General features: G+C 61.8%; 16 protein-coding genes. 6 read left to right on the plus strand and 10 right to left on the minus strand.

Features of this window, described 5'->3' with window-relative positions:
* Nucleotides 1–29 precede the first annotated feature (29 nt).
* The 3 genes from EOA16_RS08440 to EOA16_RS08450 all read left to right on the plus strand — a co-directional run bounded on the left by EOA16_RS08440 (nt 30) and on the right by EOA16_RS08450 (nt 2730).
* Nucleotides 30–698, plus strand: a complete 669-nt coding sequence (locus EOA16_RS08440; RefSeq protein ID WP_245455884.1) for a TfuA-like protein — start codon at nt 30–32, stop codon at nt 696–698.
* An 85-nt stretch (nt 699–783) separates the two neighbouring features.
* Nucleotides 784–1965 carry a hypothetical protein gene (locus EOA16_RS08445; protein WP_348630313.1) on the plus strand — a complete coding sequence of 394 codons (1182 nt, stop codon included), beginning with the start codon at nt 784–786 and terminating at the stop codon, nt 1963–1965.
* A 30-nt stretch (nt 1966–1995) separates the two neighbouring features.
* On the plus strand, nt 1996–2730 hold the full coding sequence (locus tag EOA16_RS08450) for a hypothetical protein (protein ID WP_127257108.1): 735 nt from the start codon (nt 1996–1998) through the stop codon (nt 2728–2730).
* A 98-nt stretch (nt 2731–2828) separates the two neighbouring features.
* Here the strand turns inward: EOA16_RS08450 and EOA16_RS08455 are convergent, their stop codons facing one another.
* From EOA16_RS08455 to EOA16_RS08465, 3 genes are all read right to left on the minus strand, one after another.
* Nucleotides 2829–3305: a DUF2938 domain-containing protein gene (locus EOA16_RS08455; protein WP_127257109.1), complete on the minus strand. Its 477-nt coding sequence runs from the start codon at nt 3303–3305 to the stop codon at nt 2829–2831.
* A gap of 79 nt (nt 3306–3384) precedes the next feature.
* Nucleotides 3385–3867 (minus strand): peroxiredoxin, encoded by a 483-nt coding sequence (locus tag EOA16_RS08460; RefSeq protein WP_127257111.1) that lies wholly within the window; start codon nt 3865–3867, stop codon nt 3385–3387.
* Nucleotides 3868–3952: 85 nt separating this feature from the next.
* On the minus strand, nt 3953–4759 hold the full coding sequence (locus EOA16_RS08465; protein ID WP_127257112.1) for a protein-disulfide reductase DsbD domain-containing protein: 807 nt from the start codon (nt 4757–4759) through the stop codon (nt 3953–3955).
* Nucleotides 4760–4930: 171 nt separating this feature from the next.
* Between EOA16_RS08465 and EOA16_RS08470 the strand changes: the two genes are divergently transcribed.
* Nucleotides 4931–5539: a YqgE/AlgH family protein gene (locus EOA16_RS08470; RefSeq protein WP_127257413.1), complete on the plus strand. Its 609-nt coding sequence runs from the start codon at nt 4931–4933 to the stop codon at nt 5537–5539.
* A 260-nt stretch (nt 5540–5799) separates the two neighbouring features.
* Here the strand turns inward: EOA16_RS08470 and EOA16_RS08475 are convergent, their stop codons facing one another.
* Genes EOA16_RS08475 through thrC form a run of 4 tightly spaced genes read right to left on the minus strand, consistent with a single transcriptional unit; the run spans nt 5800 to nt 12008 of the window.
* On the minus strand, nt 5800–8688 hold the full coding sequence (locus EOA16_RS08475) for an EAL domain-containing protein (protein ID WP_127257114.1): 2889 nt from the start codon (nt 8686–8688) through the stop codon (nt 5800–5802).
* Nucleotides 8689–8691: 3 nt separating this feature from the next.
* Nucleotides 8692–9288: a GNAT family protein gene (locus EOA16_RS08480; RefSeq protein ID WP_109662289.1), complete on the minus strand. Its 597-nt coding sequence runs from the start codon at nt 9286–9288 to the stop codon at nt 8692–8694.
* 15 nt (nt 9289–9303) lie between these two features.
* Nucleotides 9304–10596 carry a pitrilysin family protein gene (locus EOA16_RS08485; RefSeq protein WP_127257115.1) on the minus strand — a complete coding sequence of 431 codons (1293 nt, stop codon included), beginning with the start codon at nt 10594–10596 and terminating at the stop codon, nt 9304–9306.
* A gap of 14 nt (nt 10597–10610) precedes the next feature.
* On the minus strand, nt 10611–12008 hold the full coding sequence (thrC, locus tag EOA16_RS08490; RefSeq protein ID WP_127257117.1) for a threonine synthase: 1398 nt from the start codon (nt 12006–12008) through the stop codon (nt 10611–10613).
* Between the two features lie 129 nt (nt 12009–12137).
* On the opposite strand from thrC, the gene EOA16_RS08495 reads away from it, so the two are divergent.
* Nucleotides 12138–12866, plus strand: a complete 729-nt coding sequence (locus EOA16_RS08495) for a hypothetical protein (protein ID WP_127257118.1) — start codon at nt 12138–12140, stop codon at nt 12864–12866.
* Nucleotides 12867–12908: 42 nt separating this feature from the next.
* Here the strand turns inward: EOA16_RS08495 and EOA16_RS08500 are convergent, their stop codons facing one another.
* Nucleotides 12909–13595 (minus strand): HAD family hydrolase, encoded by a 687-nt coding sequence (locus EOA16_RS08500; RefSeq protein ID WP_127257120.1) that lies wholly within the window; start codon nt 13593–13595, stop codon nt 12909–12911.
* A 176-nt stretch (nt 13596–13771) separates the two neighbouring features.
* On the opposite strand from EOA16_RS08500, the gene EOA16_RS08505 reads away from it, so the two are divergent.
* Entirely contained in the window at nt 13772–14905 is a 1134-nt protein-coding gene (locus EOA16_RS08505) for a site-specific DNA-methyltransferase (RefSeq protein ID WP_023808585.1), read from the plus strand.
* A 66-nt stretch (nt 14906–14971) separates the two neighbouring features.
* Here EOA16_RS08505 and EOA16_RS08510 read toward each other — a convergent pair whose 3' ends face one another.
* Together EOA16_RS08510 and mutY are read right to left on the minus strand one after the other, a co-directional pair.
* Nucleotides 14972–15583: an HAD family phosphatase gene (locus EOA16_RS08510; protein ID WP_127257121.1), complete on the minus strand. Its 612-nt coding sequence runs from the start codon at nt 15581–15583 to the stop codon at nt 14972–14974.
* The gene (mutY, locus tag EOA16_RS08515; RefSeq protein ID WP_127257123.1) at nt 15576–16853 is read right to left on the minus strand and encodes an A/G-specific adenine glycosylase; all 1278 of its coding nucleotides are present in this window, start codon (nt 16851–16853) and stop codon (nt 15576–15578) included. Before mutY ends, EOA16_RS08510 begins: the two co-directional genes overlap by 8 nt.
* Between the last annotated feature and the right edge of the window lie 48 nt (nt 16854–16901).

Below are 16901 nucleotides of genomic sequence, written 5' to 3' on the forward strand. Positions count from 1 at the left end.
CCACGCTATCGCATGCGGAGGCACTGCAGGTGGCCGACGTGATCTGCCTGGGGCCCGCCGTGCAGGGATCGATCATAGCCTCCGTGCAGCGCTACGACCCGGCTGCCATCATCATTATCGACGGCGCCTTCCAAGCTGAGCCGGCAGTGAGGCACAAGGAGATACTGTGGGCGGTCAGCCAGGCCATCCCGGTGATTGGTGCTGGAAGCATGGGAGCCCTGCGAGCCGCCGAGCTTTACCCATACATGCACGGCGTTGGCCTTATCTACCGATGGTACCGCCGCTTTGCTTTCCTGCCTGATGACGCAGTGGCAGTGCTGTATGGTCCGAAGGTGGTGAATTTTTCGCCACTGACCCACGCTTTGGTTGATTTGCGAATGACAGTCCGCGCCGCCTGGAGGCGGAACCTGATCTCCGCCGACTTGTCAGGAAAGCTTGAGAATGCGGCCCGGAACCTCAATTTTCGGGAACGTACGCTGTCGCGAATGGTCCGCGAGGCAACACCGGAAGCCGGTGACCATGATATCGAAGTCTGCCGGCAAATCCTCGCGGGAGCTTTCGTTCAGCAAAAGAAACGCGACGCACTGTCAGCTCTGCAGCTTATACGCGAAAATGCTTTGGTGCCGGCGGAATTGACGAATTTCAAAATGACGATCGCGTTTCTTCAAGATTTGGAGGACGCCGGCTTGGCAATCTGACGACAGCGTTGCTGGTGATACTTGGTGCAATTTACGAAGTACAAGCGTCGTGCTAGTGTCGCGGACTATGAGAGGGGCCGGGCAATTGGACGCGCTCGATGTCGCCGGTCGGGCGATGATGTCGGTCGGAACACGCTTCCTGCTATACCCACAAGCGCCTCACCTTTCCGGGTACGAAAAACCCGAGGCGGTCTGGATTTCAACATCGCCCGGTTTGATCCATCCGGGCCCGGAAGATCATCGCATATACGTGCGTGATCCCGTGCTGGACAAGCAGCCGTACGAGTATCCCTACCTGCCGCCTTTCGTTGGCGCCTGTTTCCCACCAGCCGAACCCGGCTTTGATGGTCATTTCGACAACCTCTCTCCTCAGTCGCGCCAGTTCCTGGCGGCGCATGCGTTCGCGGCTGCGAGCCGGGTGTTGGACATCTGGGAGAGCTACCTGGGTAAGCCGATTGTCTGGTACTTCGCCGAAACATACGAGCGGCTTGAGATCATTCCCTGGGTTGACTGGGAGAATGCACAATCGGGGTTTGGATATCTGGAGCTTGGCCGCGAGCGTGGAGCCGACGGGCGCGGTCATCCGTACGCCCTGAACTTCGACGTGATCGCGCATGAAATGGGTCACGCCGTACTCTTTTCTCTCTTCGGAGTGCCCAAGGAAGGCCTGCAGGACAGCGACTTTGGGCCGTTCCACGAAGCCAACGCCGATCTGATTTCGCTGCTTTCGTTCCTGCATTTCGACAGCGGGATGGATCGATTGTTACGGCACAGCCAGGCAAACCTGCTTGTCCTCAACGAGCTCAACCGCATCGCCGAGCTGACGGGCGACAGCCAGATCCGCATCGCCAGCAACTCGCGCAAGATGTCGGAAGTGACCGAAGAGATTCATGACAGGTCTCGCCCATTCACGGGAGCTGTGTTCGATACCCTGGTCGATCTCTATCACGCCGGCCTGGTGCGACAGGGCCTGGCCGACGAGCGCCTGCTTGGTTTCGACATCAGGCAGGTTAGCGAAGCCGACATGCGGCGCATTTCTAACTTCACGGGCGATGCATTCCGAGCCCGTCCGTTCCTTTTCAAGACCGAGCTAATCAAGGCGCGCGACGATGTCGCGCTGGCGCTCGCGCGCGCATGGGCGCGCCTCGATGCCGATCATCTCACATTCGCGGTCGCAGCCTCCACCATCATCGAAGTGTCCGACCGCATCGGCCCGGCGCTAGCGGCAGGCTTCGAAGAGAACTTCAGATGGCGGGAAATTTTATGAACTGGTGATTGCAACGGAGGGAGTAACAACATGAGCGACGATTTTCACCGACCGACTCTCACTTTTCCCGGCGGCGTATATAACGCCAGCCAAGTAAGGCTCTACGGCATTCCCGGGAGCAGGGGTCTCGTGTTTCCAGGAAGTTCAAAGGCCGTTGGCACAAAAAACACAAGCATTTCTTCAAATATATCTACGGCTGATCCAAAAAAAGATGCGGAAGTAAATGCGAAACTTAAAAAAATGGTAGAAGAATTGAGGGGTAAAGGAAAAGATAAATTATCTGACGAAGAAGTTTTCAAAAAACTTATCACTATACCACCTTTTCCAATGCCTATAGGAATGTCGTATCAAATTGCACTCGACACGCGAAAGTTTGGAAAAATTGCTCTATCAACATTGATAACTCTCGATGAGGCGATGGCGGAAGGAAAATTGCTTTCTTGTGGTATTATTGTTAGTTATTCTTATGAAGGACATTGCTATGATCTACCAAAACCGAAAATTATGTTGATTCCAGCCTTTCCTGAAGAAATTCCACTCGACGATTGCGGCTATGACAAGAAAAATAACCAAGATACGAGTGTCGAGGATAGATACATGCTTTGGATTGTCGACAAACTTGATGAGTGCATTGAATTCGAAACGAACCAGGGGTTCGTCGAACAGATCGTTCTCGATGCCAATCTGCCGGGTAAGCGCTCACCCACGATGTATGCTTCCCGGATGATGATGGGGCATCGCGGGGGAAGACTTGGCGACTCATAGACGCGAGTGCGCGCATGACCTATCGCGGGTTGTCGCCGGCCAGCCCCAGCCCGGCTTGCAGTTGTTGTTGGATAACGCAGGCAGACGGGGCACCTAGTCTAGCGGATCAGCAGCGCCGTGCCCCAAAGCCCGAGTGCGAACACCGTATGTGACACCAGGTTCAGCGCACGGATCAGCATCGGGTTGGGCCGCTTCGAGGCGGCCCAACCGGCGCCCATGCCGGGTGCCAGCAGGAACCAGCCGGCGCCGACGGTGACGATGCCGAGGATGAAGGCCGGCAGGAATGTCGGCGCGGCAAGCCAGCCCGCTCCGGCCAGCACCACCAGGATGATGCCGTAGACGATGCCGACAAAATAGTGAAAGGCCCAACCCAGCGCCTTTTCATGCGCGTACGGTGTGGCATCGCCGATATCGTCGTGGAAGACCTTGTCACGGAGATGCCAGACCCAGCGACCGACCGGCCCCCAGTTCGGCCGTGGCTGGCCGAACGCCTTGTGCAGGAAGATGGCCCAGATATCCATCAGCACGGTGGCGCCGATGCCGATCGCGATAGCGCGCCAGAAGATGTCAAACATCGCCAGGATCCCCCCAAAGCAAGCCATGAACGACAAGCGCCATCGCGGTTGCGGTCCCCGCCCGACGCCGCGCTGAAGTTCAGAGCTGTCCCAGAATATGAGCCGCGCCGGACTCGTCGACACCAGGCTTGGTCTCGACATTGAGCGCGGTGACCTTGCCGTCGTCGACGATCATCGAAAACCGCTTCGAACGCAGCCCCATGCCGCCGGCGGAAAGGTCATTGTCGAGGCCCACCGCCTTGGCGAAATCGCCACTGCCGTCGGCGAGGAACAGGATCTTGCCCTCGCCGCCGGTGAAGCGCGCCCAGGCGCCCATGACATGGACGTCATTGACCGAAACGACGGCGATGGTGTCGACGCCGCGCGCCAGGATGGCGTCATGGTTCTCGAGATAGCCGGGCAAATGGTTGTTGCTGCAGGTCGGTGTGAAGGCGCCGGGAACCCCAAACAGAACGACCTTCTTGCCAGAGAAGATCTCGGTCCCGGTGATCGGCTTGGCGCCGTCGTCGGTCATCGTCTTGAAGGTCACGTCAGGCAGCTTGTCGCCAACGGAAATGGTCATGGATTCCTCGCTTGGGAAAATCGGGAAGGACGTGTCTTTGCGTAGCGAACTCAACGGCTTCCTGCAACCGTTCGGACAGGCTGGATCAAGGGAAAGGCAGAACCCCTTCGACCGCGCCCGCCGAACTCGTCAGCGTGTAGTGAAGCCCGCCATCCGTCGGCGTCGTCGACGGGCGATCGAGGATCGGCACGGTGAAAATCAGCTTGCCGTCCTTTTCGCTGCGGGCCGGGGTGCCGAACATGTAGTCCCGCTCACCGGCAACGAAGAAATCCGCCGCCGCCGGATCGCCGGGAAAGCTCGCCTCGACAATCAGCGTCTCGTGGTCGCCCGGCAGCACATTGATGCCGAAATCGGACCTCGCGGGCGCAGGCAGTGCCGTAAAACTCGCCTTCACCAGCGCGGCGTCCTCGGCATTGTCCGGATCGGAGGCGGGGTCGACCGTCAGCCGCGTCTGCACCGGAATGCAGATCGTTTCGCAGATGCCGAGAAAGATGTCGGCATCGATCACCGCCGGCTGGTTCGGCGTCGCCAGCGTGAACGTCACCGGCAGAGAAACCGGATAGTTGTAGCCTGCCCATTTGCCATAGCCATCGTCATGGCGTTGGGGGGCAGGAAATGCCAGAGCGGCGTCGGCGATGTTGGTGCTGGCTGAAATGTCGAGTTGCGGCGGCACGCCCGCGTCGCCCGGATCGCGCCAGTAGGTCTTCCAGCCGGGCTTGAGCGCTATGTCGAGAACGCCCTGTATGCGGCCGGCATCATCGGCTTTGCCTGATGTCACCAGCCGGACCTTGCCGCCTTCGCTGCTGTACCACGCCGACGAAGAGGCGCCGGCGGGAAGAGCGGTTGCCGATCCGATGGCGGCGCCGAGCAGCAGGATTTTCAAGCTTCGCATGGCGGTGATTTGATCGTCCGTTCGTGGCTACACAATGAATTTCATGGCCTTGCCGGTATCATATTTGCGTGACTTGGAGGGAGGAGAATGTTCGAGCCGGCGCCACAGGCTTTGGTCGAATCCAGCACGGCGCATCTTTTCGGCGCTTTGGAAACGCGTTACGCTCCCTTCATGGACTTGTTGCGCCACAAGAAGACGGTCGCCAGTTGCGGCTTTCTCGACGATCAGTTCCTGATTGCCATGCCCGGCATGAAGGACGACCGTTTCACGCGCTCGGTCATCTATGTCTGCGCGCACTCCGATGAAGGCGCCATGGGCCTGATCATCAACCAGACGCAGCAGATGCTGTTTCCGGACCTGCTCGTGCAACTGGGCATCATGAACGAGCAGGAGGCAATCCGCCTGCCGGCGCAGGCCCGCGATTTCGTCGTGCGCAATGGCGGCCCCGTGGACCGCAGCCGAGGCTTCGTGCTGCATTCGGGAGACTATCGGGTGGAATCGTCGCTGACCGTTTCCGACGACATCTGCCTGACCGCGACCGTCGACATATTGCGCGCCATATCGTCAGGCCGCGGGCCTCGTCATGCGCTGATGGCACTCGGCTATTCCGGCTGGGGCGCCGGCCAGCTGGAGACCGAGATCGCCGAGAATGGCTGGCTGACCTGTCCGGCCAATGCCGAGCTTCTGTTCGACACCGACATCGAGCGCAAATACGACCGGATCCTCGCCTCGATCGGCATCGACCTTGCGCATCTCAGCTTGGCGGCCGGGCACGCGTGAATTCGTCATCCTAGGGCGTAGCAGGAGCGAAGCTCCGTCGCGGAGACCCTAGGATCCATCCGTGACGTTGGCAGATGGATGCAACGGCGCAGAATTCTGCACCGTCGCAACGCTTTGAAGTCATGGCATGGATCCTGGGGTCTGCGCTGCGTCGCTGCGCTCCTTGCTTCGCCCCAGGATGACGAAGCGACGGTCGTTTCAGCTAATTCTTGAGGTATGTTCCAAAGCCCACCTCGCCTGGACGATGCGCGTGAACCCGATCACGCTTGCGTCAGCGGATATTGCTCCTTCAGCGTCTTCAGCACCTGGTCGCCCGGCATTGGCGCGCCGAACATGAAGCTCTGAACATATTCGCAGCCCATCTGGCGCAGTTCCAGCGCGTCGCTCTCGTCCGAAATGCCCTCGGCGACGACGGACAGGCCGAGTTCATGCGCCATGTTGACCATCGATTTCAGCAGCACCGCGCGCTTGGGCGTGTTGTCGTCGACGAAACTCTTGTCGATCTTGATGGTGTCGAAAGGGAAACGCGTCAGATAGGCCAATGAGGAATAACCGGTGCCGAAATCATCCAGCGACAGTCCGATGCCGAGCTGCTTCAGCTTGGTCAGCACATGGGCGGTCTGCTCGGGATTGTCCATGACAAGCGATTCGGTGAGTTCGAGCCGGAAGCAGCGTGGCTTCAGATTGGCCCGAGCGATGACCGAGCGGACGTCGCTGACCAGGTCGCGGCGGATCAACTGGCGGCTGGACAAATTGACCGAGACCGACAGCGGCGCGTCGCCGATCTGCTTTTGCCAGCTGGCGAGATCTTCCGCCGCTTGCTGCATGGCAAACAGGCCGAGCTGCACGATCAGCCCGCAGCTTTCGGCGACCGGGATGAAATCCGCCGGCGGGATCATGCCGCGGCGCGGATGGTCCCAGCGCAGCAGCGCTTCGAAGCCGGCGACGCTGCCATCCTCGAGCCGCACGATCGGCTGGTAGGCGAGCGTGAATTCGCGCCGCTCGATGGCGCGGCGCAGGTCGGATTCGAACTGCAGCCTGTCGGTGCCGACAGTGCGGAAAGCCGGACGGAACGGCTCGATCCTGTCGCCGCCGAAGCGCTTGGCCTGGTGCATGGCAAGCTCGGCGTCCTTGACCATGTCCTCGGCCGACATTTGCGGCGAATTCCAGGTGATCAGTCCGATCGACGCGGTCAGCACGATCTCGCGCTTGGCAAAGGTGATCGGATTGTTGATGGCATGCTTGATGGCATCCGCCACGGCGGCGATGCGGGCCGGGTCCTGTTCGGACAATAGCATCAGCGCGAACTGGTCGCCGGCAAAGCGCGACAGCGAATCCTTCGGCTTGAGCAGCCGGTGCAGGCGACGCGCGATGGTCAAGAGGATGGTGTCGCCGGCCGAGATACCGAGCCCGTCATTGACCTGCTTGAAACGGTCGATGTCGATGACGAAGACGGTCGGCCGCACCTTCTCTTCGGTGCGGGCGATCGAGATGATCGCTTCCAGCCGGTTCATCAACAATTCGCGGTTCGGCAGACCGGTCAGATTGTCGTGAACGGCATCGTGCAGCAGCCTTTCCTCGGACTTTTTCTGCTCGGTCACGTCGACCATGGTGCCGACGCAGCGGATGACCTCGCCGTCGGATCCGATGACAGGGCGCGCGCGCAGCGAAAACCAGTGATAGTGGCCGTCGGCGCCGCGCAGGCGAAAATTCTGCGATACCCGGCCGCGCCGGTGTTCGAGCACCACGTCGAGCGTCGTGCGGAAGGTGTCGCGGTCGTCGGCATGCAGCACCGGCAGCCAGTTGCGCGCCGCGCCGCCAAGGCTGTTCGGTGCCAGTCCGAGCTGGATGCTGACGTCAGGCTTGGTGACGACGCGGTCGCGCAGCACGTCCCAGTCCCACACCGTGTCGCCCGATCCGGCCACCGCCAGCGCCTGCCGCTCGAGGTCGGAGAACAGGCCTTGATGCAGCGCGCCGCCGGCAAAAGCATGCTGCATGACGGTGAAGCCGATCAGAAGGATGATCAGGATCAGGCCGCCGCCCAGGGCCGGCTGGGCGATGTCGTTGTCGAGCATGCCGGTGATCGCCATCCACGATCCGCATAGCCACAACAGCACCATGACCCAACTGGGCACCAGCATGATGGCACGGTCGTAGCCGCGTATGCCGAGGAAGATGATCAGGCCGAGCCCGGTCAGTGCGGTGGCGGCGAAGGACAGCCGTGCAATGCCGGCAGCGACCGCCGGATCGACGATGGCGACGCCGGCGATCAGCACCAGTCCCAGAATCCAGACCAGCGCGCCATAGCTGAAATGGCCGTGCCATCGGTTAAGGTTGAGATAGGCGAACAGGAACACAACGAAGGTTCCCGCCAGCGCCACCTCCGTTCCCGCCCGCCACATCTGCTCATTGCCCGGCGATATCTCGATGATCTTGTTGAGGAAGCCGAAATCGACGCAGATATAGGCCAGCACCGCCCAGGCAAGCGCCGCGGTGGCCGGGAACATCGAGGTTCCCTTGACCACGAAAAGGATGGTCAGGAACAGCGCCAGCAGGCCGGCGATGCCGATGACGATGCCGCGAAACAGCGTGTAGGAATTGACCGAGTCCTTGTAGGATTCGGGATCCCAGAGGTAGACCTGCGGCAGTTTCGGCGAGGCCAGTTCGGCGATGAAGGTGATCACCGTGCCGGGGTTCAGCGTCACCCGGAAAACGTCGGCATCGGGGCTGGTCTGGCGGTCGAGCGCGAAGCCCTCGCTGGGCGTGATGGCGGCGATGCGGGTCGAGCCGAGATCCGGCCAGAAGATGCCGGAATTCACCAGGCGGAAATGCGGTGCGACGATCAGCCGGTCGAGCTGCTGATCGGTGGTGTTGGCGAGCGCGAAAACAGCCCAGTCGCCGGTCGAACGGGCATCATTGGCCTCGACCTCGATGCGCCGCACGATGCCGTCCGGACCCGGCGCGGTCGACACCTGGAAATTCTCGCCCTGGTTGCGGTAGATCTCGACGGCGCCGGAAAGGTCGAGCGCGACGTCGTCGCGGGCGATCTTGATCGGCTCGACGGCGAAGGCCGACGATGCCGCCCACAGCGTCAGGAGTGTCGCGAGGACAATGGCGAACAGCGGCCCGTTGCGCAGGAATTTCGTCAAAAATCAGTCCTTCGTTCCAACGCCCGGTGGATCGTCCGCGATCCGGGCGTAGAGGTAGTGGTCCTGCCAGATGCCGTTGATCCTGAGATAGGATCGCAGAAGTCCTTCGCGCCGGAATCCGGCTTTTTCAAGCACGCGGATCGACCGGATATTGTCGGGAATACAGGCCGCTTCGATCCGGTGCAACCTCAGCGTATCGAAGGCGAAGCGGGCCACCACCTTGACCGCGTCGGTCATCAGGCCGCGGCCGCCGAAGCGCTCGCCGATCCAGTAGCCGACATGGCCGCTCTGTGAGACGCCATGGCGTATGTTGCCGAGCGTGATGCCGCCAGCAAGCTTGCCGCTGCTCCTCTCGAAGATGAAGAAGGCGATCGCGGTTCCTTGCGCATAGTCCTCGCGGTAGCGGCTGATGCGCAGCCGCCACGCGGTGCGGTCGAGTTCATCGGGGGTCCAGCGCGGCTCCCATGGTTCGAGGAAGGCGCGGCTTTCCCCGCGCACCGCTGCCCACTCGCGATAGTCGTTGGTGAACGGCACGCGCAGCGTGACGCGGTCGCCCTTCAGCGCCGGCAGGTCACGGCGAAAGAAAGGGAGCGCGAACATGGCGCTTTGAGCGGCTTAGACGGCGAGCTTACGGGCCGTGGTCTGCGTGCCTGCGAGCGATTCGAGGATCGCCTCGTATGGCGCCAGTGTGCCCACAGGCCCGACAGCGGTGAGCGTCGGCTTGGTCGAGAACAATCGCGACGACAGATCGGTCAGCCGCTCGATCGTCAGCGCCGCCAGCCGTTCCATCAGTTCCTCCTTGGCGATCGGCCGGCCGAACAGAAGCAGTTGCCGTGCGATCTGCGAAGCCCGGCTGGCCGGGCTTTCGGCGGACATGATCAGCCCGGCGCGATATTGGGCGCGCGCGCGGTCGAGTTCTTCCTGCAGGATCTTCTCGCCGGCCTTCTGCAGTTCGTCGATGATGACAGGCACCAGTTCGGCGATGTCGCTTTGGCCGGTCGCGGCATGGACTCCGAAGACGCCGGTGTCGGAAAAGCCCCAATGGAAGGCATAGACAGAATAACACAGGCCACGCTTCTCGCGAACCTCCTGGAACAGACGCGACGACATACCACCGCCGAGGATCATCGACAGCACCTGCGAGGCATAGAAGTCGCGCACATGATAGGCACGCCCCTCGAACCCCAGCACGATCTGCGCGTCCATCAGGTCGCGGTCCTCACGGAAGTCGCCGCCGACATATTGCGCATATTGCGGGATGGTGCTGTCGGCCTTGCTGCGAAAGCTGCCGAGCTGCTTTTCTACCTCGCGCACGAAATTGTCGTGCTTGATGTCGCCGGCAGCGACGATCACCATGCGCTCGGCGCCATACTGCCGCTCGATGAAATCGTGCAGCTGCTTCGAGGTGAAGGATTTGACGGTTTCCGGCGTCCCCAGAATCGAGCGGCCGATGGTCTGGTGGCGAAACGCCGTCTCGGTGAAACGGTCGAAGACGATGTCGTCGGGCGTGTCGTGCGCGGCGCCGATCTCCTGCAGGATCACATGCTGTTCGCGCTCGAGTTCCTGCGGGTCGAATTCGGACTCCTGCAGGATGTCGGCAAGAATGTCGACGGCCAGCGGCACGTCGTCGGAGAGCACCCTGGCATAGTAGGAGGTGGTCTCGACGCTAGTGGCAGCATTGATCTCGCCGCCGACGTCCTCGATCTCCGAGGCGATTTCGAAGGCGCTCCGCCTTTTCGTGCCCTTGAACGCCATGTGCTCGAGCAGATGGGCCATGCCATGCTCGTCGTCACGTTCATTGCGGGCACCCGACTTGACCCAGGCACCAAGGGCAACCGATTCGATGCTTTGAAGGGTTTCGGTGGCGACTGTCAGGCCGTTCGACAGACGGCTTACCTCAACACCCATATGGCTATTACTCCCTAACGCGCCGCCCGCGCGCGGCGGCCGACGTAATCTTCCACCATTTTCAGGTCGGATGGAAGTACCGTGTATTTTTCCTCCGATGTCATCAATCCCCCTAGCCATGCGGGCAGTGCGGGCGACACGCCGCTGGCGGCTTCGACGGCGGCCGGAAACTTTGCCGGGTGCGCGGTGCCCAGCACCACCATCGGCACGGCGCCTGACGCCTTGCCTGCAGCGACATGCACGGCTGCCGCGGTATGCGGATCGAGCAGATAGTTGCTGGCCGCGAGCGTCGAGCGGATGGTAGCTGCGACCTCGTCCATACCAGCGCTGCCGGCATCGAATTCGGACCGCATGCCGGCGATTTCCCGGGCTTCGATGGTGAAGGCGCCGGACTGCTTCAGACCGTCCATGTAGCGCCGCACGTTCGCCGCGTCACGGCCGGAGGCCTCGAACAGCAGGCGTTCGAAATTCGACGACACCTGGATATCCATCGACGGCGACGTGGTCGCAAAGACGCCCTTGGTGCGGTATTCGCCGGTCGAAAAGGTCCGTGCCAGGATGTCGTTGTCATTGGTGGCGATGACCAGCCGATCGATCGGCAAGCCCATCTTCTTGGCGGCGTAGCCGGCGAAGATATCGCCGAAATTGCCGGTCGGCACGGTGAAGGAAACGGGCCTGTCCGGCGCGCCGAGCGACAGCGCCGAGGAGAAATAATAGACGATCTGGGCCATGATGCGGGCCCAGTTGATCGAATTGACGCCCGAAAGCGCCACCCGGTCGCGAAAGCCGTGATCGTTGAACATGTCCTTGAGCAGGCCTTGGCAATCGTCGAAATTGCCTTCGATCGCCAGCGCATGGACGTTTGCAGCCGTCGACGTCGTCATTTGCCGCTGCTGCACCGGCGAGACGCGGCCATGCGGGAAAAGGATGAAGATGTCGGTCCGGCTGCGACCGGCAAAGGCATCGATGGCCGCCCCGCCGGTATCGCCCGACGTGGCGCCGACGATCGTGGCGTGCTGGTCACGTTCGGTAAGCACATGGTCCATCAGCCGGGCCAGAAGCTGCATCGCCACATCCTTGAAGGCGAGCGTCGGCCCGTGGAAGAGTTCCAGGATGAAGGTGTTGGGGCCGGTCTGCACCAGCGGGCAGACGGCCTCGTGGCGGAAGGTGGCATAGGCTTCGCGCACCAGCCGCTCGAAAACGGAGGCCGGAATCTCGTCGCCAAGGAACGGCGACAGCACGCGGATGGCAAGGTCGGGATAGGCAAGGCCGCGCATGGCGCGAATCTCGGCGGCGGAAAACTGTGGCCACTCGCGCGGCACGTAGAGCCCGCCGTCGCGCGCCAGCCCAGCCAGCACGGCGTCGGAAAATCCAAGAACGGGGGCTTCCCCGCGGGTACTCACATATTGCATGTCACAATTCCGTTACTGCCTGGCTTTTTCCGTCCACCGCAAGGTGGTTAATTTCTGCGCTAGCTCAGTCGCATTTTTGCCGCGCGGTTGATATACGTCACCAGCTTTGCGAGAGGGAAGTGCAGTTTCATGGCGTTTCGTACATTCAGTGGTCGCTTTTTGGCGGGTCTTGCGCTCACCGGCTTTATGCTTGCCGCCGCCGGCTGCCAATCGGGCGACAATGGCATCCTGAACCTCGGCATAGGCAAGAAAGATCCAACGGCGCCACCGCCGCCGCAGGATCCCAAGATACTGGCCAGCCAGTTGCAGGCCTATTGTCCCAGGGTGACGGTGCGGGACGGCACGGCTTTCTTCAACACCTATTCCAAGGAAGCTCAGAAACCCAAGCCCAGGATCAAGAAGACCGGCGACGCCGCGCAGGATGCCGCGGCCCAGGCCGAGGCTGACGCCGCGGCTGCAACTCCGCCCGACGAATCGGCCAACATCATCTACCAGGCATCGGTCAGCGACGTGACACGCGACTGCAGCCGTGCCAACGGCCAGCTGACGATGAAGATTGCGGTCGCAGGCAAGATTGTCCCCGGACCGAAGTTTTCTCCAGGCACCATCACCATGCCTATCCGCACGGCTGTGATGCATGGCACCGAGGTCCTCTATTCCCAGCTCCACCAGTATCAGGTCCAGGTCACCGATCCTTCGGTCGCCACGCAGTTCGTCTTCACCGATTCCAGTATTGTCGTGCCCGAGCCGACGGCGCAGGACTACCAAGCCTTTGCCGGCTATGACGAAACCGCACATAAGGCAACGGTCGACAAGCCGAAGAAGACCCGCCGCAAGAGGGCTGCCGCGACGAACTAGGTCTCGGCAGTTGCACGAGGCGTGCGTCGCGGCGCACGCTTCTCAGGCGTCCGACCACTCCGACAGCGCCGCGATCACGCTTTTCAACTCCGCCCAGCGGCGGATCACCGTCTCGGCGCCGGCCTCGGTGAGCGCGTCCGCATGGCCGGGATAGCTGTGGGCAGCTCCGGTGAAGCCGATCACCCGCATCCCTGCCGCCCTTGCGCCGTGGACGCCGTGCACGGAATCCTCGATAACGAAAGTGTTCGCCGGGTTGGCGCTGAGTTTCTCCGCCGCGAACAGGAACACGTCCGGCGCCGGTTTCGTTTTCCCGGTCGGTGTTTCCATCGCCGAAAAAATCCGGTCGGTGAAAAACGGCAAAAGATGCACCTTCTCCAGCATGAATTCGATCCGCTCGGAGCGTGAATTCGAGCAGACACAGCGCGGCACCGTGACCGCGGCGACCGCCTCGCGTACCCCATCGATGGCGCGGACGTCGCTGCGCAATTTGCGGTCGACCAGCTCTTCCGCGCGGTCGATGAGCGAGACCTGGAACGGAATGCTGGATTTCTCCTCGACCCGCATCATGATGTCCTTGAAGGTCAGCCCGGCATAGGTCTCCGCGAGTTCCTCGGCCGATATTTCGTATCCCGCCAAGGTCAACAGCTCCGCCTCGACGCGGGCGGCGATGATTTCGGAATCGACGAGCACGCCGTCGCAATCGAAGATGACAAGGTCTGGCTGGGGCATGGTGATCCGGACAATGGGAGGGCGAGGCGGCCTCGGAAGGCTCAGGCGGCGCGGCATACACCAACAGCGCCCCCTTCGCAAATTCGCCACGCCCGTCCCTTGGCCTTCACGGAATATTTACGCTGATCGGTAACCATAACGGAGAGTAAACAGTAACGCGTGCCCTGGGTGTCAGAATGTCTGCCGTGCGTCTTCTCGACGAGCTATCCCACGCTCCCCAGCAATCCGAATGGCTGGACACGATCCTCAAGGGCGACTGCGTCGCCGCGCTCGACCGGCTGCCCGAAAAGTCGATCGACGTCATCTTCGCCGATCCGCCCTACAATCTGCAACTCGACGGCGACCTGCACCGCCCCGACCAGTCGAAGGTCGACGCCGTCGACGACGACTGGGACCAGTTCGAAAGTTTCGAGGCCTATGACGCCTTCACGCGTGCCTGGCTGCTGGCGGCGCGCCGGGTGCTGAAGCCCAATGGCACCATCTGGGTCATCGGCTCCTATCACAACATCTTCCGGGTCGGCGCCAAGATGCAGGATCTCGGCTTCTGGATCCTCAATGACGTGGTCTGGCGCAAGACCAACCCGATGCCGAATTTCCGCGGCCGCCGCTTCCAGAACGCGCATGAGACGATGATCTGGGCTACGCGCGATCAGAAGGGCAAGGGTTATACCTTCAACTACGAAGCGATGAAGGCGTCCAACGACGACATCCAGATGCGCTCAGACTGGCTGTTTCCGATCTGCACCGGCGGCGAGCGGCTGAAGAACGACAATGGCGACAAGCTGCATCCGACGCAAAAGCCGGAAGCGCTGCTTGCCCGCATCATGATGGCCTCGACCAAGCCGGGCGACATCGTGCTCGACCCCTTCTTCGGCTCCGGCACCACCGGCGCGGTGGCCAAGCGTCTCGGCCGCCATTTCGTCGGCATCGAACGCGAGCAGGCCTATATCGACGCCGCCAACGAGCGCATCGACGCGGTGCGGCCGCTGGAAGAGGCCGACTTGACCGTTCTCACGGGCAAGCGCGCCGAGCCGCGCGTCGCCTTTGTCAGCCTGATCGACACCGGCCTGATGATGCCGGGCGCGACGCTCTACGATGCCAAGAAGCGCTGGGCGGCCAAGGTGCGCGCCGACGGCACGGTGGCGATCGGCGACAGCGCCGGCTCGATCCACAAGATCGGCGCCGAAGTGCAGGGGCTGGATGCCTGCAACGGCTGGACCTTCTGGCATTATGAGCGCAGCGGCGGCCTGACCCCGATCGACGAGCTTCGCCGCATTGCACGGCTTGGCATGGAGCGGGCAGGGGCCTGAACCCCTGCCAATTGCTTCGAATTCCGTTGATTCAAAAGCTCAACGGATCGCTGGAAGCGATTCAAATCACGCCTTGATTCCGAGGCGTTCAAGGTCTGCTTGAAGCGTCTTCGCATCAGTGAACAGCACCGACTGCCAGCCCGCCGCCTTGGCGCCGTCGACATTCTTCTGGCTGTCATCGATGAACAGCGTGGCCGACGGTTCGAGGCCGAATGCGGCGACGTGGTGATCGTAGATGGCGCGGTCGGGTTTGATCTGGCGGATATCGGCCGACACCGTCACGCCGCGTGGACGATTGAGGAAATCGAAGCGCTCGCGGGCCTCGGCCAGCGTGTCGCTGGCGAAATTGGTCAGCATGGTCACGTCGTGGCCGCTCTCGATCAGACCGACCATGATGGCGACGCTGTCGTCATAGGCATGTGGCACCATCTCGTGCCAGTGGCGGCGGAAACTGCGGATGTTTTCCGCGTGATCGGGATGGTCCGCGATCAGCAGCGCCTCAGCCTCTTCCCATGTGCGGCCGCGATCCTGCTCGATGTTCCAGTCATGCGTGCAGACATTGTCGAAGAACCACTTCCTCTCTTCGGCATCCGGAATGAGGCGGCTGAACGGAATGTTGGGATCGTAGTGGATCAGCACTCTGCCGATGTCGAAAACGATGTGGCGTATTTCAGTCATGGGCCCTCTTTGCACTGTGTGGCGACGGCTTTTTCGTCGCGCCGGGTATCGCAGCCTCGATTGCCTTTTTCATGACAGTCGGCAGCGCCTCGCCGGAAATCTCGTGAGCGAGCGACCAGAAATGCCCGTCGGGCGCATCACCTTTGATGTGAGCGTGAAAGACTTCGAGTTGGAGAGCGAAATGCGTGAAGACATGCGCTATGCGGCCCGCATGCCGCCAGCCGGCGGGAAAGGGCGCGGCCGCTTCCGTGGTTGCCCCATCGATCCGCGCGGTCCAGCCCGTCGTCGGCACCTCGGTCATGCCGCCGAGCAAGCCCTTCTCCGCCCGTTTGCGCAGAAGGATCGCGCCGTCGGCCCGCACGGCGACAAAGGCAGCGCCGTGCCGCTGCGGCTTGTCGGCCTTGGGCAGGCGCACCGGGAAGCGCTCGGGATCGCCTGAAAGGACGGCGTCGCAGTCTTCGCGCAGCGGGCACAGCATGCAGCGTGGCCGGCGTGGCGTGCAGATGGTGGCGCCGAGATCCATCATCGCCTGGGCGAAGTCGCCGGGCCTTGTCCCAGGCACCATGCGCTCGACATGGGCGCGGATCTCGGGCTTGGCTTCGCTGAGCGGGGTTGTGATCGAAAACAGCCGGGAGATGACGCGTTCGACATTGCCGTCGACAACCGCGGCGGGACGGTCGAAGGCAATCGCCGTGATGGCCGCCGACGTATAGGCGCCGATGCCGGGCAGTTCTCTCAAACCAATCTCCGTGTCGGGAAACCGGCCGCCACGCGCGGCCACAAGATCGGCACAGGCCTTGAGATTGCGGGCGCGGGAGTAGTAGCCGAGCCCGGCCCAGGCCTTCATCACGTCCTCGGTGGGCGCCGCGGCCAGCGCCTCGACATTGGGCCATTTCTCGACGAAAACCCGGAAATAAGCCTTCACCGCTTCGACGGTGGTCTGCTGCAGCATGACCTCGGAGAGCCAGATGCGGTAGGGATCAGGTCGCACGCCGCGCGCATGCTCAATTGGTGTGATGCGCCACGGCAACTCACGGTGATGCACATCGTACCAGCCGAGCAGGCGGGATGCGATATCGTCGCTGACACCGGATGCAGCTGTGCTGCTATCTCTGGATGCAGCTGTGCTGCTATCTCTGGATGCAGCTGTGCTGCTATCTCTGGATGCAGCTGTGCTGCTATCTCTGGATGCAGCTGTGCTGCTATCTCTGGATGCAGCTGTGCTGCTATCTTCGGAAGCGGTCTTGCGGGACTGGTCTGCTGATGCCATTGATCTTGTATTGGCCTGGCCGGTATCTGCTGGGTCGTCGCTGGAGGA

It is taken from the genome of Mesorhizobium sp. M7A.F.Ca.US.008.03.1.1 (assembly GCF_003997495.1).
Taxonomy (GTDB): Bacteria; Pseudomonadota; Alphaproteobacteria; order Rhizobiales; family Rhizobiaceae; genus Mesorhizobium.